Genomic DNA, 22,407 nt, shown 5'->3' on the forward strand with positions numbered 1-22,407 from the left:
GCTGGCCGCCCGGTAAGCGCACGCTACCGGGCAATAGCGTTACCAGTACAGTTTCCAGCTCTGCGTCATGCGCATCAGCGCTTCAACGTAAAAATAGTCCCCCCAGCTACAGCACTCATCGACGCCTTTATTACTCGCCAGATGGTAGACCGAGTGCTTGAGTAAACCATTACCCTTGTCACTTTTTGCCATCAGATAGCCCTTCGTCAGCGAGGCCATTATCGCCATCGCCCACTGTTGATAGCGTTCGCGATCCGGGTCGGTCGTTGGCAACTGCTTAACCAACTCCAGCAGACCGCATACGGCGATAGCAGCCGAAGAAGAGTCTCGCAGCGCATCGGTGTTTATCAGCGCCAGATCCCAATGACAGACATAGTCCTCTGGCAGGCGGTTGAGGAAATAGTTGGCCAGTTTTTTTGCCAGGCCGACCAGCGCCCTGTCGCCGGTATAGATATAGCTGAGCAGAAAACCATAAATTCCCCACGCCTGGCCGCGGGACCAGCAGGAATCATCGGCATAACCCTGCTGAGTATTCCCATAGCGCGGCTTCCCGCTGACAACATCCATATAATAGGTGTGCCAGGTCGAAGCATCTTCACGTACCAGAAAAGCCGCCGATTGCCTGACGTGCGCCAGAGCCGCATCCCTGAAGCGCGGGTCGCCCGTTTGCTCGCTTGCCCAATAAAGCAGCGGCAGATTCATCGTGCAGTCAATAATCATCCGCCCGGCCTGGGCGGGATCGTTGAGATCGCCCCAGGCCTGAATAATCTGCGCCTTCGCGTGAAAGCGCTCCAACAGAGCCTCCGCCGCCATCAGGGAGAACCCGCGCGCGTCGCGATTACCGGTTAAACGCCAGGCCGCCACGCAGGAAAGCGTGTAGAGAAAGCCCAAATCATGCGTATTGGTGTCGTGACGCCCTGCAATACGCAGACCGAAAGTCCGCACGTTTTTCTCCGCCATCTGGCGAAACTTATCTTCACCGCTCATCTCCCACGCCAGCCATAGCTGTCCGGTCCAAAAACTGGTCGTCCACTCGACGTTTTCAGTCAACGGATAATAACCTTCGACGCAGGTCTCAGCGGGAAATTGTTCACCGAATTCCGTTAAATGACGGCCAATCAGTTCAAGGACATCTTCACGCGCCCGCTTCATTTCTTCCCGGAAGCAATCCATTGAGATCGGCTCGCCGGGGAAATCGCGCAATGGTTCCTCTACGATATTATTTAACATATTTCGGTTCCTTATCGCTTAGCTTATTTTGATGCGTTATTTTCTGAAACATTGAGGGTGGCAGAGCTGCGCCGTTTACTCTGGCATGACGATAAGGTAAATGCCGATATCACGGTAAAAACCAGCGCAATCATGCCCATAATAATATACGTTTTCTCAAACCCGATACGATCGTACATAAACCCGGCAGGTGACGAGACGACCACATTACCAACATATAACATCGCCTGATAACCTAACAAATACATCGTTGCATTAACGCGTTTGTCAAAGTGCTCGGCGATATACTTAAATACTGAAACCAACAGCAGGCATATTTCCAGGCCATACAATGGTTTTAATAGCGAAATCAACAGATGGGAATCACACAGGCCAGAAATCACCAACCTGGCGCCTACCAGCAGGCCAACAATTAATAATCCACGTTTTGCGCCAATGTAGTTAACAAAGAATGGAATGACCATATACATAATAAATTCCATCCCGGACTGTACCGTTCCCAGATAACCAAAAATGGCGTTGCCTTTATGGACATCGGCAAAGAACGTGACAAAATAGCGCGAAAACTGCTGCTCCGCGATAAACATCATCCACGCCACCCCGGCCACGTACAGGCAGAATGCCCAGAATTTACGGTTACGCAGAAGGGTATAAACATCCGCCGGAGAAATTTTATCTTTGACCAGCACCTGCGCGGCGTTCTCCGCATTTTCGTTGACTTTCAGGCTTAATAAAACGGCCAGCATCACTATCGACGTGACGCTTCCCAGGATAAAGTTATACGCTGGCGAGAGGTTAAACAGCAGGCCAGAGAAAGAAGACGCTACCGCCCATCCGAGCGATCCCCACATGCGAATTTGCCCAAACTCCATATTGTTCAGACGGCTGTAACGGTCGGTATAGGATTCACAGGCCGCGACGCCCGCATACCAGGCGAAGCTTAAATAGATCGCACCGACAATAATACCCAGCATCGTCTTGGTTAACAGTAGCGGCTGATAAACATAAATAAAAAAAGGCGCCATTAATGCCGACATCAGCACCACAAAATAGAGCAGATATTTACTCATCCCTATTTTATCAAGTATATAGCCATAAATGGGTTTAAGAACAACTGAAAATACGCCATTTACGGCAAAGACGGTGCCAATAACCGCGCCGCTTAGATTCGCTTTTTGCCCTAACCATATGGCGAGCAGGCCAATACTGGCAGACCAGGTGAAAAAATACAGAAAAATGAAGGCGCTTATTTTGTAATACTCAACTTTGTTATTCGTATAGGTACTTTCCATACTATCCTCAGCGAAAGCATGTAAAAAATCGAATAATGAGTTGCCGGGCGTTAGCCCGACCGCGTTTAAAAATAAATAGTTTGCTGGGTTTCTTTTTGGCTATCCATAATAATAAAGCGGCGATCTTGTCGAATGAGTAACGGCATATCGGCAAAAACTTTATTTATCTCAGCGCTGGCGATAACCGCACAGGCCAACCAATGTTCGCCAGGAGCCAGCTCGGTGGATAAAGTGGGAATGGCCGCGCAGGGCGCAAACATAATACTGCTATTGGGCGGCGTGATAACGGCCTCGCCCTGCCTGGCGATGCCGGGAGCAAGATTGGCTATCATGCTGCTCCCATTGCTGGCCAGAATCAGGCTGCTGCCGGCCTCCAGGCAGGGCTCCGCCTTCAGTACCGCAAAGCCCCCCTCCACGGACTGTAGCCGTCGAGCGCTGGCAATGTGGTGTACCCGAACGTGCCAGTCGCCGCAGGGGATAAGCCAGGTGCGGATATGTACGTCTGACCACGGCGACCAGCGGCAGAAAATCGCGTTCTCCGCTACCGTCACTTCCTCGCATTCGCGCCGTCCGCGCCAGTAATTATCGTTGTCAGATAGCAGGAGCATCGAGTCGCAGGCGGCATGCTTAAGGCCATACCGCCCCCGCTCAAGGGTAAAACCAAAGCGGCTGGAGTAGGCAAACCGGGTATATTTGGCTTCGGTATTGACGTAATTATTTAACTCCAGCTGGCCCGACGTCAGCATCGTTACATGGCGAGAATGGCGATCGTGCTGCAAAATTTGCGCCGCTTGGGGTATCACGCGCACCTTAGCCAGCGGCGGCAGCGGTAACTCTTCCGCTAGCCAAAAATCATGATCTGCCGGTAACGCCAGAATCAGGAAAACCTTCAGCGCCCAGTAAGGGGACCCGGGCGAATTATAGTCCTCGCACATCGCCAGATTGGGATAGGCAAAACCCAGCGTCAGAATACCGTCGCGATCGAAAATCGGCTGCTGCTGCCACCAGCGTAAATGGCGTAGGATCAGTCCTTTCACCACGCCAGGAGAAAATTCGTCCACCCCGGAAAACGCCACCGCGCTCCAGAAGGCAATCATGGCGAAACGATAGGTCAGACTGCGCCCAAAGGGTACGGATGAACCATCCGCCGCCGACATATAGATAAAATCCCGGGCAAACAAACGGGAGCGTTCGCGTAACGTGGCGGCCCGCTCTGCATCATCCGGACTCAGGGTGGCGTACAGTAGGCCGTAAAAATGAAAAGCCATAGAGATGTAGTAATCTTTTGGCCGCCCCGGCCCATCGGAGTACCATCCTTCGCCCAAATAGTAGGCTTCCATCATCGCAAACCGGCGATCGATGGCGGCCTGATCGAAGGCTAATCCCGCGCGCTTAAACCCAAGCTGAACGATAATAGCGAAATAGTTCCAGTTGCTGTCGGGCATCTGCGCATCGGTGATTTGATTCAGCCAGCGGTGGAAATTCGCCAGTTCCTTTTCGCTGAATACATCCGTCAGGCGCGTCTGCAGTAACGCCAGGCCCAGACCGTAGGCCGCCATCTCCACCAGCCGCTGATCGTATGGCCCCGTATCGCCCCAATACTGTGGGCTATCGGGATCGGTACCTAGCTTAATCGCCTGGATATATTTCTCAGCAAAAGGCGTCTCTTCACCGCCCGCCCACAGCGGAAATAGCCCCCATAGCGCTCTGGATAACCCCTCCATACCGGCAATATTCGTATCATAATGCGCGCAGGTATCGCCGAGCGTGAACTGCGCCTGACCGGCCGGAAATTGGGCGTCGAGCGCGCTCAGCATCGTTGTAACAGCGCGAATAACGTCGTCACGCGATGACAATGGATTTGATTTTTCTTTCGTTGCCGACCACATAGCTCCCCCCTGATTTAATGGGCAAAGCATAGTGAATCGCCGGGGATGAGAAATGTTACCTCAGTCACACCGGCAGGATAAAAATAAAACAGCAATTGATAAAATTTAAAAAGGTAGTTTATAAAACGAATAATCCCTGCAAAAGTTTAAATTTATTGCACTATGGCGCAGACCTTAAATGAAGAACGTCTGGAACTGATAACCCTCAATGACGCAACGGCGTCGTTTAGCCGGTTATTCGCCAATACGGTCCGCTATCATCACTGGCATCAGTGTCTTGAAGTACTGTACGTAGAGGAGGGGTTCGGCGTGGTGATTGTCGATCATAAGCAATACACCATGCGCCCGGGGAGGATGTTTTTCTTCCCTCCCTTTACGCTGCATAAAATCATCGTGGATGAGCAGGCGCAGGATCGTTACCGGCGAACCATCATTCATCTCGACCAGTATGCCCTGCTGAAAGGATTACGTGATTTCCCCTACTCCCGCCAGCGGCTCCATAATCTGACCCAGCGAGCGGGCCAATCCTGGGTAGTGGACATCGCCGATATTCACCCCCACATCGATTTTTTATTCAGCCGCTATGAAAAGCTGGCCGGAGACTCGCCGCTAAATAGCGAGCAGGTTTCCTGTCTGCTGCTCTCTTTACTCAGCATGCTGAGCGAAGATCATCCCAGCATGTCGGGAATAACCGATGGTACCGCAAGCCAGGTGATGTTCTGGCTTGACGAGAATTACATGCGAAAATTTAGCCTGAGCAGGCTGGCGGAAGAGTTGGGTAAATCGAAGAGCTATATTTCGCGCCGCTTTCATCAGGAAACGGGCGAAAGTATTGTCAATTATCTCAATACGATACGCCTAAGAAAAGCGTGCGAGGCGCTATTGCATAGCCAGCAGAGCGTGCGCGAGATCGCCCGAATGGTCGGGTTTTCAGATGTCACCTATTTTATCAGCGCGTTCGGCAAGGGCATTGGCGAAACGCCGCTGCAGTACCGGAAAAGACATAAAATTTAAAACTGTATCCCGGACGGGGCACGCGAGCCGCCGTCCGGCATTCGCCTGCGTTACCCTTCGATATCCGCCAGATCGCCCTTCTCCTGCAGCCAGTTACGCCGATCTTCAGAGCGCTTCTTCGCTAACAGCATATCCATCATAGCGGTTGTCTGCTGTTCATCTTCATCGTTGATAATCAGCTGTACCAGACGGCGGGTATTCGGATCCAGGGTAGTTTCACGCAGCTGCAACGGGTTCATCTCGCCCAGCCCTTTAAAGCGCTGTACGTTCGGTTTGCCTTTCTTACGCTTGAGCTGCTCGAGCACGCCCGCTTTTTCTTCTTCCGTCAGCGCGTAGTAAACCTCTTTGCCGAGGTCGATACGGTACAAAGGCGGCAGCGCCACGTAAACGTGGCCGTGTTTAACCAAAGTGCGGAAGTGCCTGACGAACAGCGCGCACAGCAGCGTCGCGATGTGCAGACCATCGGAGTCGGCGTCAGCCAGAATACAAATCTTGCCGTAACGCAGCTGGCTCAGGTCATCGCTATCCGGATCGATACCAATCGCGACGGAAATATCATGCACTTCCTGGGAAGCGAGCACTTCATCGGAAGAGACTTCCCAGGTGTTAAGGATTTTACCTTTCAGCGGCATGATCGCCTGGTATTCGCGGTCGCGCGCCTGCTTGGCAGAGCCGCCGGCGGAATCTCCTTCCACAAGAAACAGTTCGGTCCGATTCAAATCCTGAGCGGTGCAATCTGCCAGCTTGCCGGGAAGGGCAGGACCGCTAGTGAGCTTTTTACGCACCACTTTTTTCGCCGCGCGCAGACGACGCTGGGCGCTGGAAATCGCCATTTCCGCCAGCAGCTCCGCCGACTGGACGTTCTGGTTTAGCCACAGGCTGAACGCGTCCTTAACGACGCCGGAAACAAACGCGGCGCACTGACGTGAAGAGAGGCGCTCTTTGGTTTGCCCGGCAAACTGCGGATCCTGCATCTTCACGGAAAGCACGTAAGCGCAGCGCTCCCAGATATCTTCCGCCGATAGCTTCACGCCGCGCGGCAGGATGTTCCGGTATTCGCAGAACTCGCGCATAGCGTCCAGTAAACCCTGACGCAGACCGTTAACGTGGGTGCCGCCCTGCATGGTAGGGATCAGGTTGACGTAGCTTTCGGTCAGCAGCTCGCCGCCTTCCGGCAGCCACAGCAACGCCCAGTCGACCGCTTCGGTATCGCCAGAGAAGGTGCCGACGAACGGTTTTTCCGGCAGCAGAGGCAGGCCGTTAACCGCTTCGCTAAGATAGTCGGTCAGTCCATCGGCGTAGCACCAGCGTTGTTCACTGTCGTTGACCAGATCGCGGAAAACAATCTCTACGCCCGGGCAAAGAACGGCCTTGGCTTTTAACAAATGCGAGAGGCGTGAGACGGAAAAACGCGGGCTGTCAAAAAAGCTTTCATCCGGCCAGAAGTGCACGCTGGTACCGGTATTGCGCTTACCGCAGGTGCCGGTCACATGGAGATCTTCTACTTTATCGCCATTTTCAAAGGCGATGCTGTAGATCTGACCGTCGCGGCGCACGTTCACTTCAACGCGTTTCGATAGGGCGTTGACCACTGAAATCCCTACGCCGTGCAGGCCGCCGGAGAACTGGTAGTTCTTATTGGAGAATTTCCCCCCCGCGTGCAGGCGGCAAAGAATCAGTTCAACTGCCGGAACCCCTTCTTCAGGATGGATATCCACCGGCATTCCGCGGCCATCATCGATAACTTCCAGCGACTGGTCGGCATGGAGAATGACCTCCACGCGTTTCGCGTGACCGGCCAGGGCCTCATCCACGCTGTTATCAATAACTTCCTGACCAAGATGATTTGGACGTGTGGTATCAGTGTACATTCCCGGACGGCGGCGAACCGGCTCTAGCCCGGTGAGTACCTCAATGGCATCAGCGTTATATGAAGATTGCGTCATGGTGTGTATTCGTAGGTCGTTCCGAACCGCTCAGCGCAGGCCCAGAAAATCGATAATCTGAGTGAAATGATCTTCAAAGCCAACAAATGCGTGATTACCGCCCTCCTCTACCGTCTGTCGGCAGGAGGCGAAATAATCAACGGCCTGGCGGTAATCAAGCACTTCATCGCCCGTTTGCTGCAATAACCAGATTAAATCCGGCGCTTCCAGCGGGTCAATTTGCATGACTTTGAGATCGTAAATATGGCGAGACTCTAGCACATATTGCTGCCCCGTGTATGGATTCTCATTGGGGCCAAGGAAATTGTTCAATAGCTCAAACGGGCGCACCGCAGGGTTCACGACCACCGCCGGCAGCATAAAGCACTGCGATAGCCAGGTCGCGTAATATCCCCCCAGCGAGGAACCGACAACGCCTAGCGGTTCGCCGCCGTGCTCCAGCACGATGGCCTCCAGATATTCCGCCGCTTGCGCGGGGTAAACCGGGAGCTCCGGTATCACCATTGAGATGTCAGGATAGGTCCGCGCCAGCCACTCTTTCAGCGCAGTCGCTTTTGCCGAGCGCGGCGAGCTGTTAAAACCATGCAGATAGAGAAGCGTAGACATCAGTATCCTTCTGAAGCGATATCCGGGTGAAATTTCACGCCTTCAAGGCGGCAAACTTCAGTGGTCAACGTGCCATCAGGATGCAGATCCAGCCAGCGCCAGCCCGGAGAGACGGTATCCAGCGTGAAGTTAGCGCAGTGCGGCTTAAACTGCACGCAGGTGGATGGCGTGGCCATCATGCGCCGACCGTTCCAGTCAAGATCCAGTTCCTGATGAATATGGCCGCACAGCAGATGCTTAACGCGAGGAAACGCGGCCAGCGCGCAATCAAGCGCCCCGGCATTGCGCAGGCTATGCTGATCCAGCCAGCTGCAGCCTGACGGCATAGGATGGTGGTGCAACAGCAGCAGCGTATACCGCTCCGGGACTTCCGCCAGCTTCTGCTCAAGCCATTCAAGCTGGAAATCGCTCAGCTCGCCGTGCGGCACGCCGAACACCTGGCTATCCATGAGCAATATTTGCCAATGGTCGCCCAGCAATACGCGTTTAGCGGGGGAGATGCCTGATTCCTGCAGCGTGCTATACATCGCCGGTTGAAAATCATGATTACCCGGCAGCCAGACGCAAGGTGCAGCAAAACTCGCGATGCCCTCAGCAAAATGCTGATAGGCCGCGGCAGAGTGATCTTGCGCCAGATCGCCTGTAGCAACAATCAGGTCGCATTCTCGCTGTGAGGCGTGGATAGCATCCAGTACGGCCTGATAGCTTTCCCAGGTATTGATACCTAACAGCGTTTCGTGTTTTTCAGCAAACAGGTGAGTATCGGTAATTTGTAATATCCTGACTCTGGCCTCACCAGCCAAAGGTAGGTTTAACAGGCTTTCCAAATGGTGTCCTTAGGTTTCACGACGCTAACAAACCGGAATCGCCATCGCTCCATGTGCTAAACAGTATCGCAGCCAATCGGCCAAAAACTGATTAATTTGATGCTTTTCGTCGCGTTGATGCAACTTTTTATTAGGATAATCATACCGCGCTTTGAAGCGAAAGATCTGCTGGCTTGAACACACTTCAGCGACCATTGCATCGTGATAGAGCCGTACCGTCATTGACGGCAGACTCCAGTAGCTCACCGACGGAGCCGTCTGCTCAATCGCCACTAACGTAGTGTAGCGGGTCGATTCGACGATGGTTAATCGGTATTGCGCGTTGCCCACCTGGTAACTCACCTTTTCTCCCGCTGCATCCGTTCGCGGCAACAGGCGGCGCAGCTGGGCAAAGTTGGTTTCACACAGGCGCATCATTTCAGGAAAGTCAGGCGTATAACGCTTCATTTTGTCCACTCGTTGCGTAAATTGTGATAATGCAGTTGCAGCCATTGCAGCGCGATGACAGAGGCTGCGTTGTCGATTTTCCCCTCTTCCACCCATCTGTAAGCCTGTTCCCGGCTCACCACGTGGACACGAATATCCTCATTTTCGTCGGCCAATCCATGAATCCCTTTTGCCGTCGTGGCATCGACTTCCCCCACCATAATAGACAATCTTTCGCTGGTGCCGCCGGGGCTGGCCAGGTAGCTCAGGACCGGTTTAATCCGGCCAACATTAAGCCCGGCTTCTTCCACCGCTTCACGACGGGCGACATCTTCAGAAGATTCGCCTTCTTCTATCATACCGGCGACCATTTCAAGCAGCCACGGGCTCGCGCTGGTATCGTACGCCGCAATACGGATCTGTTCGACGAGCACAACTTCATCGCGCACCGGGTCAAAGGGTAGCAAGACTGCGGCGTGCCCGCGCTCAAAAATTTCACGCGTCACTTCATCACTCATGCCGCCGTTAAACAGGCGATGGCGAAAACGATATAAATCGAGCGAAAAAAAACCGCGATAAAGCGTTTCGCGTGCAATAATTTCTACATCGTTTTTAGAGAAGGTAATCCCCTGCTGATTGACGTCGCTCATTTCGATATCCTGTAGAACATGAAGTTATGAATTTATAGGCGGTGTGGCTACCGTTTTACGGTTCGTATGTTAGATTGGTGCAAATTACCGCCCCATGGCACATTACGCCAACTTTTTACGGTAACAGACTCTATACAATCAGTGATTATTTTTAGAATTTGAGTAGCGCTAAATGCTTCACAACAAGGAATGCAAATGAAGAAACTCTTTCCCATCCTTATCGGCCTGGGCCTGACTGGCTTCAGCGCCATGAGCCAGGCAGAAAACCTGCTGCAGGTTTATCAGCAGGCGCGTATCAGCAACCCTGATCTGCGTAAGTCAGCAGCCGATCGTGATGCCGCATTCGAGAAGATCAACGAAGCGCGTAGCCCATTACTACCACAGCTCGGTCTGGGTGCTGATTATACCTATACCAGCGGCTTCCGTGATGCTAAAGACCAGAATTCCGACGTCACCAGCGGCTCGCTGCAGCTCACGCAGGTTCTGTTCGATATGTCGAAATGGCGCGCGCTGACGCTGCAGGAAAAGAACGCCGGCATTCAGGACGTCACTTATCAGACGGACCAGCAAACGCTGATCCTGAACACTGCGACCGCCTATTTTAAAGTGCTGGCCGCTATCGATACGCTCTCCTATACCGAAGCGCAGAAACAGGCTATTTATCGCCAGTTAGATCAGACCACCCAGCGCTTTAACGTTGGCCTGGTGGCCATCACCGACGTGCAGAACGCCCGTTCACAGTACGATGCCGTACTGGCGAATGAAGTGACCGCGCGCAACGACCTCGATAACGCGGTTGAAGAGCTGCGCCAGGTGACCGGTAACTACTATCCGGAGCTGGCCTCGCTGAACGTCGATGGTTTTAAAACGACTAAGCCGTCAGCGGTTAACGCGCTGCTGAAAGAAGCGGAAAACCGCAACCTGTCGCTGCTGCAGGCTCGCCTGAGCCAGGATCTGGCGCGCGAGCAAATTCGCCAGGCGCAGGACGGGCATCTGCCGACCCTGAATTTAAACGCGTCCAGTAACGTATCTAATAGCAGCTACAGCGGTTCCAAAAGCACAACGCCGGACAGAGATATCGGGCAGAACCAAATCGGCCTGAACTTCTCCCTGCCGCTGTATCAGGGCGGGATGGTGAACTCCCAGGTTAAACAGGCGCAGTACAACTTTGTCGGCGCCAGCGAGCAGCTGGAAAGCGCGCACCGTAGCGTGGTGCAGACCGTTCGTTCCTCGTTTAACAACGTGAACGCGTCCATCAGCAGCATTAATGCCTACAAACAGGCCGTGGTCTCTGCCCAGAGCTCTCTGGATGCCATGGAAGCCGGTTATTCGGTGGGTACGCGTACCATCGTCGATGTCCTGGACGCGACGACCACCCTGTATAACGCCAAACAGCAATTGTCCAACGCCCGTTATAACTACCTGATTAACGAGCTGAATATCAAGTCTGCGCTCGGTACGCTGAACGAGCAGGACCTGGTTGCGCTGAACAATACGCTGGGTAAAGCGATTCCGACCTCACCGGACAGCGTCGCGCCGGAGAACCCGCAGCAGGATGCCAGCGCTGACGGCTACAGCAACACCGCCGCGGCAAAACCGGCATCAGCGCGCAGCACCAGCGGCAGCAATCCGTTCCGCCAGTAATCAAGTTTGCGCAGTCCGCGCTTCGCTTACCCGCCGGGTAAGCGAAGCGTTAAACGTAAGGCAACGTAAAGATCCCCCGCTTTCCGCCCCTATTCGCTTCATTTTCCACCACTCATCCTCTATCCTGAGCGTTAACAAAACGCATACCACTGGGTCCAGGAAGACAAATATGAAACGGACAAAAAATATTAAACACGCCTCCTTCCGCAAAAGCTGGAGCGCTCGACACTTAACTCCCGTCGCGCTTGCCGTGACGGCGGTATTTATGCTCGCCGGTTGTGAACAAAGCGATGAAACGGTTTCTCTGTATCAAAACGCCGATGACTGCTCTGCCGCTAACCCGAGCAAATCCGCAGAGTGCACCACCGCTTACAATAACGCGCTTAAAGAAGCGGAACGTACCGCGCCGAAATACGCCTCTCGTGAAGATTGCGTCGCCGAATTCGGTGAAGGTCAGTGCCAGCAGGCGCCGGCTCAGGCTGGCATGGCTCCGGAAAACCAGGCCCAGGCGCAAAGCAGCGGCAGCTTCTGGATGCCGCTGATGGCTGGCTACATGATGGGTCGGATGATGGGCGGCGGAATGGGCGCTCAGCAGCCGCTGTTCAGCTCAAAAAATCCGGCCAGCCCGGCGTATGGTAAATATACCGACGCAGGCGGTAAGAGCTACGGCGCAGCGCAGCCGGGCCGTACCATGAACGTGCCGAAAACCGCGATGGCGCCGAAACCGGCCACCACCAGCACCGTGACGCGCGGCGGGTTTGGCGACTCGGTCGCTAAGCAATCAACTATGCAGCGTAGCTCAGCAAGCTCCTCTTCTTCACGCTCGATGGGCGGCTAAGCGACATGGAAAGAATCAGCATTACCGAGCGCCCGGACTGGCGTGAAAAAGCGACAGAATATGGTTTTAACTTTCACACCATGTACGGTGAGCCGTACTGGAGTGAAGAAGCCTATTATAAGCTGACGCTGGCGCAGGTTGAGAAGCTCGAAGACGTCACCGCTGAGCTGCATCAGATGTGTCTGCAGGCGGTAGAGAAAGTCGTCGCCAGCGATGAATTAATGGCCAAATTTCGCATCCCCAAACATACATGGGGTTTCGTGCGCCAGTCGTGGAAAACCCATCAGCCTTCGCTGTATTCGCGTCTCGATCTCGCGTGGGACGGCGTGGGTGAGCCGAAGCTGCTGGAGAACAACGCCGATACGCCGACGTCTCTGTATGAAGCGGCATTCTTCCAGTGGATCTGGATGGAAGATCAGCTCAACGCCGGTCAACTTCCGGCGGGCAGCGATCAGTTCAACAGCCTTCAGGAGAAGCTGATCGATCGCTTCGGCGAACTGCGCGAGCAGTTCGGTTTTCAGCTGCTACATATGGCCTGCTGCCGCGATACCATTGAAGACCGCGGTACCGTGCAATACTTGCAGGACTGCGCCGTAGAAGCGGGCGTGGCGACCGAATTCCTTTACATCGAAGATATCGGTCTTGGCGAAAAAGGTCAGTTTACCGACCTGCAGGACCAGGTGATTGGTAATCTGTTCAAGCTCTATCCGTGGGAGTACATGCTGCGCGAGGTGTTCTCCACCAAGCTGGAAGATGCCGGCGTGCGCTGGCTGGAGCCGGCATGGAAGAGCATTATCTCCAATAAAGCGCTGCTGCCGCTGCTGTGGGAGATGTTCCCCAACCATCCGAACCTGCTGGCCGCTTATTTCAGCGAAGATGCGCATCCGGAGATGGACAAGTACGTTATCAAGCCTATCTTCTCCCGCGAAGGCGCTAACGTCTCTATCGTGGAGAACGGTAAGGTGCTGGAAGCGGTAGAAGGGCCGTACGGCGAAGAAGGCACCATCGTCCAGGAGTTCTATCCTTTGCCGAAGTTTGGCGATAGCTACACGCTCATCGGCAGCTGGCTAATTAACGATCAGCCTGCGGGGATTGGCATTCGCGAAGACCGGGCGCTGATCACGCAGGACCTGTCGCGCTTTTATCCGCATATTTTCGTCGAGTAACATTGAACCCCGGCAGCACCGCTTACTGCCGGGGTTTTGTTTTTTCTCAAGCGCCAATCACTACTGACAGCATACTCAACGACCCCATTTCTATTCCTTCAACCGGAATAGTGATCGGCTCCTCGCCGTCCCAGGCGCCAAGAACATACAGCAGCGGCAGAAAGTGCTCGGCCGTCGGGTTAGATAACGATCCGCCTTCATGCGCCAGGTAATTCACCAGCGGATGCTCGGCCACGGGCCCTTGCCAGGCGAGGTTCGCCTTCACGTAGTCATTAAACGACTCCGCCCAAGGATAGGGCGTATTCTCGCCGTGCCAGCGCGCGGTACGCAGGTTATGCACCACATTGCCGCTGGCCACCAGCATAATGCCTTCATCACGCAACTGAGCCAGCTTACGCCCCATTTCTAAATGCCATGCGGCGGGTTTCGTACTATCAATACTCAGCTGCACCATCGGAATATCGGCATCGGGATACATTTTAATCAACACGCCCCATGAACCGTGGTCAAAGCCCCAGGCTTCTTTATCCAGCGTCACCGGCACCGGCGCCAGCAGCTCAACCAGGCGTTGGGCCAGCTCAGGTGAACCCGGCGCCGGATAATACGTATCGTAAAGCGCCTGTGGAAAACCGCCAAAATCATGGATTGTTTTCGGCGCCTCCATCGCGGTCACTCCCGTACCGCGTGTAAACCAGTGCGCGGATATCACCACAATAGCTTTAGGCCGCGGCAGCGTCTCGCCCAGATGCCGCCAGGCGCGGGTATAGATGTTATCTTCCAGCACGTTCATCGGACTACCGTGGCCTAAAAACAGTGCCGGCATGCGGATACGTGACATAGTAATATCCTTGGTTGAGAATAGTGGATGCATTTACCTTACGCGCTTTTTATTCAGGATAAACTCAGATAAGCATGATGATGATCGTCAGAAAATTTGAATATCAATAAAATTGGTTTGCAACCAGAATAGAAATTAAAATTTTTATTTAAATTCAACAAATTACCATGATTACACGCTGTTTATTTTCCGCATCTTAAACGTTTTGCAAAATCAGTCCACGGGCAACGTGAGTCACAGAAAGAGGCTTACTGGCAAAAACTTTCAATACTGACTGAGCCGATAAGCATTCTCTGTTATTTGTCGACAAAGAGGGAACATCTTGTAGACACTCTATATCGCGTATTCGCATGTAGATGACAAGATCAACTCTGCATAGCGCACCCGCTCTATTTTTAACCAGCTCGTAATCATTACCTATCAGGAAAAGCTTACTAACGCTATATTTCTGCAGGATATTTTATTCATAACCATTCATTAAAAGAGAATAACCAACTATATACTCTGACAATGAGTATCGAGTTTTCCATATACATAGATTATACTAATAAATTGGTGTTAGCAGCCAACTGAATAAAGTCATGCTCTCCAATAACGTAGTCCAGACCATACTACTTTATGAGATTAATGGGTTAAAAGACCTACATATTAAGAACCGTGTCGCCATAAGACATAGTCTATGGTTGATTGGCAGATAAAATCATTTTATGTCAGGATCGGCATAGTCAATTCATCTCGTGAATCCATAACAAATAAGAAATAAGTTCAAATTATCCAATTTAACATTAAGTAATAAAAATAGTCAGCCGCATATTCTATAGTAAAGGACAATTTTAAGTTAACAGCTATTATGGTGATAAAAATCCGATAGCAAAAAGAAGAAGTTACATTCACATAAAATATATTAAAAGTTAAAAATCGCGCTAAACATGCTTAGCAATTCAGACTATAGTCTAAGAAACGCAATAATAACATATATATTAACTTAAACTAAAGATAAATGTTAACTATAAATAACGAGTGTAACAGATGGTGACATGATAATTTCGCGCCGTAAGTTAATATTAACCCCCAGGTTCTAATATTTAACTTTCAGGATTTTGTTTATATTCGCTAGATATGATTAATCTATAAAGGATTATATTCCATGTTAAAGAAAACACTGCTCGCTGTTGCCACCACTACCCTTTTATCTACAGCTGCTTTTAATGCAAGCGCAATCGATCAGGGTCACGGTATCGTTAATTTTTCCGGCACAGTAATTACTGCACCTTGCTCTGTTGCTCCGGAAAGCTCTCAGATTGACGTAAATCTGGGTCAGGTTGCTGACACCGTGCTGAATGGCGGCCAGTATTCTCAGTCTGCTGACTTCACTATTCAACTGCGTGATTGCGTACTGACCAGCACTGATACTGAAGGCAAAACCACTACTATTAACAAAGTTAATGTGACTTTTACCTCTGCTAACGTTGATGTTTCCGACACTAGCCTGATGTCCAACACCAAAGAAAACAACTACGGCGGCGCAACTAACGTTGGCGTGCGTATCCTGGATGCAGGTTACAACACCGTTACTCTGGGCACCGCAGTTCCGGTCATGTTTACCGATACCAACCCGACTCAGGATCTGAACTTCCACGCACGTATGGAATCTCCGACCAAAAAAGCTACCGAAGGTGATGTTTACGCTCAGGCAAACTACGTCCTGGCTTATCAATAATCACTATTTGTTGTCTTGCTTGATTAATCCAGGCCGGTGAAAACTCACCGGCTTTGTTGGCCTACTTTATTAAAAGAAACGGATTTTATGCGTAATCTCATTTATTCCGATTTAACGCCCAAAGGATTATCTCTTTTAATAAAGCGGGCCCTCTATTCTGTATGTATGGTATTTTCTTTATCAACGTCGATTTATGCCATTGAATTTAATACAGATATGATCGATGCCGAAGATCGGGAAAACGTCGATCTCTCGCAATTTGAAAAGAAAGGCTACATCCCTGTTGGTACCTATTTAGTACGCGTACAAATAAACAAAAATACGCTTCCGCGCGCCTATAATCTCGAATGGATAAAATCGGATAATGAAAATGGGTCTCTGCTTTGCCTGACTCAAGAACATCTAACAGAATTTGGTTTTGCGGATGCGTTTATCTTGTCTCTACAGCCGCTGAACCCGCAAGGTTGCCTCGATCTGAGCCATAAATCGGACCTGGTCACTCGCCTGGACAAAGCGAATATGATACTGACCTTAACGGTTCCCCAAGCGTGGATGAAGTATCGGGCCAAAAACTGGACCCCGCCGGAGTTCTGGGACGTGGGGGTTACTGGTTTTATCATGGATTATAACCTCTACGCCAGCCAGTATGTTCCCAGCCATGGCGACAGCAACCAAAACGTAAATACCTACGGCACGCTGGGTTTCAACTTAGGCGCATGGCGTCTACGCAGCGATTATCAGTACGATCAGTCGTTTACTGAAAATAACTCCAACGGCAGCAACAGCAGTCTGCCGCGAACCTATCTGTTCCGCCCTATTCCATCCCTGGCGTCGAAACTCACCATGGGGCAGTATGATCTCAGTTCCGATCTCTACGATACGTTCCATTTTACCGGCGCTTCACTGGAGAGCGACGAACAGATGCTACCGCCGGACCTGCGCGGATACGCGCCGCAAATAAGCGGCATCGCTCAAACAAACGCCAGGGTCACCGTTTCACAGAACGGCCGTACTTTGTATCAAACTTCCGTTTCCCCCGGACCGTTTACAATTACCGATCTGGGGACCACGTTGCAGGGGCAACTGGATGTCACCATTGAAGAAGAAGATGGGCGTAAAAGCACGTTTCAGGTCGGTTCAGCCTCTATCCCGTTTCTGACGCGTCAGGGCCAGATACGTTATAAAAGCTCCGTGGGCAAGCCTACATCAACCACCCACAACGACATTAACAACCCACTCTTCTGGACGGGAGAGATTTCATGGGGCTGGCTGAGCGATATCTCTTTATACGGCGGCGCGATCGTTACCGCCGACGACTACCAGGCGGCGACCAGCGGAATCGGCTTTAACCTGAATAGCTTTGGCTCCCTCTCCTTTGATGTCACGCGGGCAGAGGCCAATTTACGCGATGACAATGAAGGCAAGCAGCGCGGCTTCAGCTATCGCGCAAACTATTCTAAGCGCTTCGAGGAAACGGGCAGTCAGATAACCTTCGCGGGTTATCGTTTTTCGGATAAAGAATATGTCACGATGAGTGAATATATCAATTCGCGTGATGGTAACAATACCAACAATAATGAAAAAGAGAGCTATGTCCTCTCATTTAACCAATATATCGAACCGTTGGCGCTAAACAGCTATCTGAGCATTACGCGCAATACCTACTGGAATAGTGATACCAATACCAACTATTCATTCTCCGTTAGCCGCAACTTTGATATTGGCGATTTCAAGAATATGTCCGCCTCTCTGGCAATGAGCCGCGTGAGCTGGGGCGATGATGAAGAAAATCAATACTATTTCTCTATTTCAGTACCATTTGAAAACAACCGCAATGTTACCTACAGTTTACAACGCTACGGCGACGACGCCGCTACACAAACTGCAACATACTATGACAGTTCGGACCGCAACAATACCTGGAATTTATCCGTATCTGGCAGCGATAAAGACTATAGCGATGGCGAAGCGGCCTTGCGCGGTTATTACCAACACTACTCTCCCTGGGGCCGGCTAAATGTTAACGGCAGCGTGCAGCCCAGCAACTATCGCACATTAAGCGCGGGCTGGAACGGTTCGTTTACGGCAACGCGTTATGGGGCGGCATTCCATGATTATAGCCCCGGTAATAGTTCCCGCGTCATGGTGGATGCGGATAGCATCTCTGGCGTTGAAGTGAATAACAATCGCAGTAAGACTAATATATTTGGTATTTCCGTGGTCCCATCGGTGGGTAACTATACTACCGCCACGGTAATGGTAAATAATAACAACCTACCCGAAGGTGTCGATGTCACTAACTCGGTTATTCGCACCACGCTAACCGAGGGAGCCATTGGTTATATGCCGCTCAGCGCGACCAAAGGCTATCAAATTATTGGCGTCATCCGCCTGGAAGATGGACGCTATCCGCCGTTGGGCGTTACCGTGACAGATAAATCGACCGGTCGTGATATCGGACTGGTGGCCGATGATGGCTTCGTGTACCTCAGCGGCGTGCAGGAAAATAGTATCCTGACGCTCAAATGGAACGATAAAGCCTGCGACATTACACCACCTAACCACAGTAATGCTGATGGTCAGGCCGTTATTTTACCGTGTAAGTCTCAACATTAATTCAGGATGAAGACAATGAAGATAAACGTAATGAAAAAAGGAATTTTATGCCTGGCGGGCGCCAGTTTTGCGGCCAATGCCGCCGTATCTCCTGACAGAACACGCATCATTTATAACCAATCGGATAAAAGCGTCTCGGTGCGTCTGACCAACCAGAGTCCCGACACGCCTTTCCTTGCCCAATCATGGATAGAGGACAAGGATAATAAAAAATCTCGTACTTATATCACTGCAATACCGCCAATGTTGCGCCTTGAAGCCGGCGAGCAGGCGCAGGTGCGCCTGATGGGGCAAGCAACGCTGGCGCAGCTTCCTGCCGACAGAGAATCGCTATTTTATTACAATATTCGGGAAATTCCGCCGCGTTCAGAACAGAAAAACGTTATGCAGATTGCCATGCAGAGCCGGATTAAACTTTTCTGGCGACCAAAGGCTATCGAAATACCTGATGGACAGGTAAATCTGGTCGGCAAAGTCGACATTAGCCGAACCGCCAGTGGATTGACGCTGAAGAACAAGTCTCCCTACTTTATTACTGTCGGTTATATCGGCGTTAACGGCAAAACATTGCTACCGAAAACCGCCAGCATGATGGCGGAACCCTTTGGCCAGGCGGTCCAGGAAATTAAAAATTTACCGGCGAATTTCCAGGTCGGCTATATTGGCGATTACGGTGGCCTGCATATGTTTAAGATCAGCTGCAACTCTGTTCAGGCAACATGCCAGTCCGAACCGGTGAAAAAGGAATAATAATGAAAAAAGTAATCAGTTTTTTAGCATTATTAGCCTGCCTGTTTTCATTCCCTGCGTGGGCGGTTGACTGCTATCAAAATACCTATGGCGGCCCGGTGAGCGCAACGCTAACTCTCCCCCCATTCACCATCCCTAACGACATCCAGCTAGGGAAAAAGATATGGGAAAGCTCGGACATTAACATTACGGTTTACTGCGATAACGCGAGCGAATGGTCTCCATCGAAACCCACAGAAAATATCTATGCGTGGATAAAGTTATCAGCTTTTAATAGCGGCGATGTGCTCAACAATCCCTATTTTACTTTTGGCGTAACATATGCCGGTGTCGATTATGAAGGCATTAATCAAGGGATCAACACCGGCGCCTGTCTTGATAGACAGGATCACTATCTAATCCCAAGTATCTTTCATGATCCTGTATGTAATGGTTCGTCATTGCAAAAAAATATAACCTTTAACGCCCGCTTCCGCCTGTACGTTAAAATAGCAGCGATTCCTCCTGATAGCTCAACGGTCTATAATTTTGGCGATATTAACGTACTGCAGTTTGATGGTGAAGGGGGAGCGAACCTGCTTAGCAACGCTAAAAATTTACGTTACTATATTTCAGGGCTGGATAATATCCATATTCTGACCTGCACAGCATCAGTTAAGCTGTATCCTGAAAATCAAACTGTTGATTTCGGAGCTATTTATAACTACGAAAAAAACATGCCGGTCCTGAAAAAAAACTTTAGTCTTTCAACTATTCGAGATCAAACTGCAGGCTGCACTGAACGATTTGATATTACTACCAGTTTCTATATTAATGAAAATCTCTACGATTCCACACATCTGGATATAGGGAACGGGCTATTATTAAATATCGTAGATGACACGGCTAATACTGATGTTCTTTTCAACCAATATATGCCTTTTACAACATATATACCCGGTGAACCTTCAACAGTAACGCATAACTATACCGCCGAACTCACTAAAAAACCGTCTGAATCTGTGGCCGATGGGCCATTCAGTAAAGATGTCATCATCAAGATAAATTATCAATAGTCATTAAAAATTTCATGACTGACAATAATAAAGCCGGGATAACCCGGCTTTATTATTTGGCGCAATGTCAGCGATCAGCTGGCTTTACGTTCGTGCTCACGACGGTAAGCCGCTAAATCTTCGATAGTGACCACAGCCATATTATGCTGCTGAGCAAACTCGATGCACTGCGGCGCGCGGGCCATAGAGCCATCATCGTTGGTCAGTTCGCACAGTACGCCAGCCGGTTTGAAACCTGCTAACGTCACCAGGTCGATAGTCGCTTCGGTATGGCCGCCGCGGGTCAACACGCCGCCCGGCTGCGCGCGCAGCGGGAAAACGTGGCCAGGACGGTTCAGGTCGGACGGCTTCGCGCCATCGGCAATCGCCGCACGCACGGTGGTCACGCGGTCAGCGGCGGAAACGCCGGTGGTCACGCCTTCAGCGGCTTCGATGGTCACGGTAAAACCGGTACCGTAGGCGCTGGTGTTGTTCTCAACCATCATTGGCAGGTCGAGCTGTTTACGGCGATCTTCCGTCAGGCACAGGCAAACAATACCGCTGCCGTGACGAATAGTCAGGGCCATTTGCTCAACGGTCATGGTTTCAGCGGCGAAAATCATATCGCCTTCGTTTTCACGATCTTCATCGTCAAGTACCATCACACCGCGGCCTTCGCGCAGTGCATCTAAAGCGTGTTCCACACGTTCAAAAGCGGTACCAAAAGAGGAAAGTAGCGTCTGATTCATGGTAAAAAAAACCTCATTAATTGTATGGTTACCAGAATCAGGGCAGTCTTAGGAGCGCCGGTTTAGCGGCAAAAGTCAACGCAAGCGGGCAGAAACCCGACTGAGCCGTTACTCTCTCCCATCCGGACTCTAACCGTCGGCCCCGGAATTACACCGGATCTGCTGACCTTTCTGCATTCACAGAAAGCGCTCGCGGGCTTTCAACGCTATGGTTGATTTACCGCCGGTGGGGAATTTCGCCCCGCCCTGAGAATAAGCAAAGTCACTATAACGCTATTGACTATCGTCGGCAATGCATAAGCTTCAAACATTTATGGTTTATAGGCACCGACGATCGCACTACAATGAGCCCATAACCGACCAGAGCAGGATACCACCATGATTGACCCGAAAAAAATTGAACAAATCGCCCGTCAGGTTCATGAATCGATGCCGAAAGGGCTCCGCGATCTGGGGGAAGACGTGGAGAAAAAAATTCGTCAGGTGCTCCAGTCGCAGTTAACTCGCCTGGACCTGGTAAGCCGCGAAGAGTTCGACGTGCAGACGCAGGTGCTGCTGCGCACGCGTGAAAAGCTGGCGCTGCTGGAGCAGCGTCTTAACGATCTGGAAAGCCGTTCGCTGAGCGCGCCGGCGACGCCTGACGCAGAAGAGAAGCAGTAAAAACAAGCAACGGGCCGCAAGGCCCGTTGTCATATCGGTAAGGTGGAAAGTTGATTAGTGCTCCAGCTCCGCTTCTGGCGTCATCGCGCTGTTCGCCTGCCGGCAGTACAGCTCATAGCGTTGACAGAACCATTCACGATGCGCTTCATCCATATTGCCAACAATGGCCTGAAGATCGACGGGCTGACCTTGTGCGTTCATTCTGGCGAAACTCTGGGCCAGGAAATCAAAATTCTTCATTAAATACATATCGTTATTCTTCATACGCATACTCCTTCAGCCGTTGGTGTTCTGATTGGTCATATGCTTTTTACTTACTTCAGTATTTATCCTTACCTTAACGTTTTTTGTACGAAAAATGCGCCCAACATGGTGATTTATTGCGCCAAATCATTTATGCCGTCATTAAATAAAAAGAGGCCCGCGATTAGGCGATCGCGGGCCTCTTTTGCACTACTTTGTAGCGGAATCGTCGGTTACGCGGCGTTTAGCGCGATAATCCCGGATATACC

The 22,407-nt window shown here is 51.2% G+C and carries 20 protein-coding genes, 1 pseudogene and 1 riboswitch; of the genes and pseudogenes, 10 read left to right on the forward strand and 11 right to left on the reverse strand.

Annotation, left to right across the window (positions count from 1 at the left end):
- Nucleotides 1-39 precede the first annotated feature (39 nt).
- The 3 genes from KOSB73_RS26470 to KOSB73_RS26480 form a co-directional block, all read right to left on the reverse strand.
- Nucleotides 40-1,230 carry a glycoside hydrolase family 88 protein gene (locus KOSB73_RS26470; protein WP_004135758.1) on the reverse strand — a complete coding sequence of 397 codons (1,191 nt, stop codon included), beginning with the start codon at nucleotides 1,228-1,230 and terminating at the stop codon, nucleotides 40-42.
- A 23-nt stretch (nucleotides 1,231-1,253) separates the two neighbouring features.
- Entirely contained in the window at nucleotides 1,254-2,522 is a 1,269-nt protein-coding gene (locus tag KOSB73_RS26475; RefSeq protein ID WP_049132077.1) for an oligosaccharide MFS transporter, read from the reverse strand.
- 65 nt (nucleotides 2,523-2,587) lie between these two features.
- Nucleotides 2,588-4,411 (reverse strand): DUF2264 domain-containing protein, encoded by a 1,824-nt coding sequence (locus KOSB73_RS26480; protein WP_098066875.1) that lies wholly within the window; start codon nucleotides 4,409-4,411, stop codon nucleotides 2,588-2,590.
- A gap of 162 nt (nucleotides 4,412-4,573) precedes the next feature.
- Here KOSB73_RS26480 and KOSB73_RS26485 point away from each other — a divergent pair, with 162 nt between their 5' ends.
- The gene (locus KOSB73_RS26485) at nucleotides 4,574-5,425 is read left to right on the forward strand and encodes a helix-turn-helix transcriptional regulator (protein WP_024358675.1); all 852 of its coding nucleotides are present in this window, start codon (nucleotides 4,574-4,576) and stop codon (nucleotides 5,423-5,425) included.
- Nucleotides 5,426-5,475: 50 nt separating this feature from the next.
- Here KOSB73_RS26485 and parE read toward each other — a convergent pair whose 3' ends face one another.
- The 5 genes from parE to nudF are packed head-to-tail and all read right to left on the reverse strand — an operon-like array spanning nucleotide 5,476 to nucleotide 9,880.
- Nucleotides 5,476-7,371 carry a DNA topoisomerase IV subunit B gene (gene parE, locus KOSB73_RS26490; protein ID WP_024358676.1) on the reverse strand — a complete coding sequence of 632 codons (1,896 nt, stop codon included), beginning with the start codon at nucleotides 7,369-7,371 and terminating at the stop codon, nucleotides 5,476-5,478.
- Nucleotides 7,372-7,401: 30 nt separating this feature from the next.
- The gene (yqiA, locus tag KOSB73_RS26495) at nucleotides 7,402-7,977 is read right to left on the reverse strand and encodes an esterase YqiA (RefSeq protein WP_024358677.1); all 576 of its coding nucleotides are present in this window, start codon (nucleotides 7,975-7,977) and stop codon (nucleotides 7,402-7,404) included.
- Nucleotides 7,977-8,804 carry a 3',5'-cyclic-AMP phosphodiesterase gene (cpdA, locus tag KOSB73_RS26500; RefSeq protein WP_004135749.1) on the reverse strand — a complete coding sequence of 276 codons (828 nt, stop codon included), beginning with the start codon at nucleotides 8,802-8,804 and terminating at the stop codon, nucleotides 7,977-7,979. The genes yqiA and cpdA overlap by 1 nt, the downstream gene beginning before the upstream one ends.
- A gap of 24 nt (nucleotides 8,805-8,828) precedes the next feature.
- Nucleotides 8,829-9,251 (reverse strand): DUF1249 family protein, encoded by a 423-nt coding sequence (locus KOSB73_RS26505; RefSeq protein ID WP_004125296.1) that lies wholly within the window; start codon nucleotides 9,249-9,251, stop codon nucleotides 8,829-8,831.
- Nucleotides 9,248-9,880, reverse strand: a complete 633-nt coding sequence (gene nudF / locus KOSB73_RS26510) for an ADP-ribose diphosphatase (RefSeq protein WP_098141251.1) — start codon at nucleotides 9,878-9,880, stop codon at nucleotides 9,248-9,250. Before nudF ends, KOSB73_RS26505 begins: the two co-directional genes overlap by 4 nt.
- A 195-nt stretch (nucleotides 9,881-10,075) precedes the next feature.
- Between nudF and tolC the strand changes: the two genes are divergently transcribed.
- The 3 genes from tolC (at nucleotide 10,076) to KOSB73_RS26525 (ending at nucleotide 13,528) form a co-directional block, all read left to right on the forward strand.
- Nucleotides 10,076-11,524: an outer membrane channel protein TolC gene (gene tolC, locus KOSB73_RS26515; RefSeq protein ID WP_024358679.1), complete on the forward strand. Its 1,449-nt coding sequence runs from the start codon at nucleotides 10,076-10,078 to the stop codon at nucleotides 11,522-11,524.
- A 169-nt stretch (nucleotides 11,525-11,693) separates the two neighbouring features.
- The gene (locus tag KOSB73_RS26520; protein ID WP_004135743.1) at nucleotides 11,694-12,362 is read left to right on the forward strand and encodes a DUF1190 family protein; all 669 of its coding nucleotides are present in this window, start codon (nucleotides 11,694-11,696) and stop codon (nucleotides 12,360-12,362) included.
- 5 nt (nucleotides 12,363-12,367) lie between these two features.
- Nucleotides 12,368-13,528 (forward strand): glutathionylspermidine synthase family protein, encoded by a 1,161-nt coding sequence (locus KOSB73_RS26525; protein WP_098141253.1) that lies wholly within the window; start codon nucleotides 12,368-12,370, stop codon nucleotides 13,526-13,528.
- A 46-nt stretch (nucleotides 13,529-13,574) separates the two neighbouring features.
- On the opposite strand, the gene ygiD is transcribed toward KOSB73_RS26525, so the two are convergent.
- Complete coding sequence (ygiD, locus tag KOSB73_RS26530) at nucleotides 13,575-14,366, reverse strand: 4,5-DOPA-extradiol-dioxygenase (RefSeq protein WP_098141255.1); 792 nt, start codon at nucleotides 14,364-14,366, stop codon at nucleotides 13,575-13,577.
- 1,147 nt (nucleotides 14,367-15,513) lie between these two features.
- Here ygiD and KOSB73_RS26535 point away from each other — a divergent pair.
- From KOSB73_RS26535 to KOSB73_RS26550, 4 genes are all read left to right on the forward strand, one after another.
- Nucleotides 15,514-16,086 carry a fimbrial-like protein gene (locus tag KOSB73_RS26535; protein ID WP_004135738.1) on the forward strand — a complete coding sequence of 191 codons (573 nt, stop codon included), beginning with the start codon at nucleotides 15,514-15,516 and terminating at the stop codon, nucleotides 16,084-16,086.
- 87 nt (nucleotides 16,087-16,173) lie between these two features.
- Nucleotides 16,174-18,702 (forward strand): fimbria/pilus outer membrane usher protein, encoded by a 2,529-nt coding sequence (locus KOSB73_RS26540; protein ID WP_077265774.1) that lies wholly within the window; start codon nucleotides 16,174-16,176, stop codon nucleotides 18,700-18,702.
- A gap of 15 nt (nucleotides 18,703-18,717) precedes the next feature.
- The gene (locus tag KOSB73_RS26545; protein WP_098141257.1) at nucleotides 18,718-19,452 is read left to right on the forward strand and encodes a fimbrial biogenesis chaperone; all 735 of its coding nucleotides are present in this window, start codon (nucleotides 18,718-18,720) and stop codon (nucleotides 19,450-19,452) included.
- Nucleotides 19,453-19,454: 2 nt separating this feature from the next.
- Nucleotides 19,455-20,507 carry a pilus assembly protein gene (locus tag KOSB73_RS26550; protein WP_049089055.1) on the forward strand — a complete coding sequence of 351 codons (1,053 nt, stop codon included), beginning with the start codon at nucleotides 19,455-19,457 and terminating at the stop codon, nucleotides 20,505-20,507.
- Between the two features lie 74 nt (nucleotides 20,508-20,581).
- Here the strand turns inward: KOSB73_RS26550 and ribB are convergent, their stop codons facing one another.
- On the reverse strand, nucleotides 20,582-21,235 hold the full coding sequence (gene ribB / locus KOSB73_RS26555) for a 3,4-dihydroxy-2-butanone-4-phosphate synthase (protein ID WP_004125315.1): 654 nt from the start codon (nucleotides 21,233-21,235) through the stop codon (nucleotides 20,582-20,584).
- Nucleotides 21,236-21,341: 106 nt separating this feature from the next.
- Nucleotides 21,342-21,493, reverse strand: a riboswitch (FMN riboswitch).
- Nucleotides 21,494-21,613: 120 nt separating this feature from the next.
- Here ribB and ubiK point away from each other — a divergent pair.
- A complete protein-coding gene (ubiK, locus tag KOSB73_RS26560) occupies nucleotides 21,614-21,895 on the forward strand; it encodes a ubiquinone biosynthesis accessory factor UbiK (protein ID WP_049089054.1) in 282 nt (93 codons plus the stop codon).
- Nucleotides 21,896-21,949: 54 nt separating this feature from the next.
- Here the strand turns inward: ubiK and glgS are convergent, their stop codons facing one another.
- Nucleotides 21,950-22,159, reverse strand: coding sequence for a cell surface composition regulator GlgS (gene glgS / locus KOSB73_RS26565; protein ID WP_004135725.1), 210 nt, complete (start codon nucleotides 22,157-22,159; stop codon nucleotides 21,950-21,952).
- Here glgS and KOSB73_RS30975 point away from each other — a divergent pair.
- A pseudogene (locus KOSB73_RS30975) lies at nucleotides 22,151-22,291 on the forward strand (hypothetical protein); the annotation flags it as partial. The gene glgS and the pseudogene KOSB73_RS30975 overlap by 9 nt on opposite strands.
- Between the last annotated feature and the right edge of the window lie 116 nt (nucleotides 22,292-22,407).

Source organism: Klebsiella grimontii, from assembly GCF_900200035.1.
Taxonomy (GTDB): domain Bacteria; phylum Pseudomonadota; class Gammaproteobacteria; order Enterobacterales; family Enterobacteriaceae; genus Klebsiella; species Klebsiella grimontii.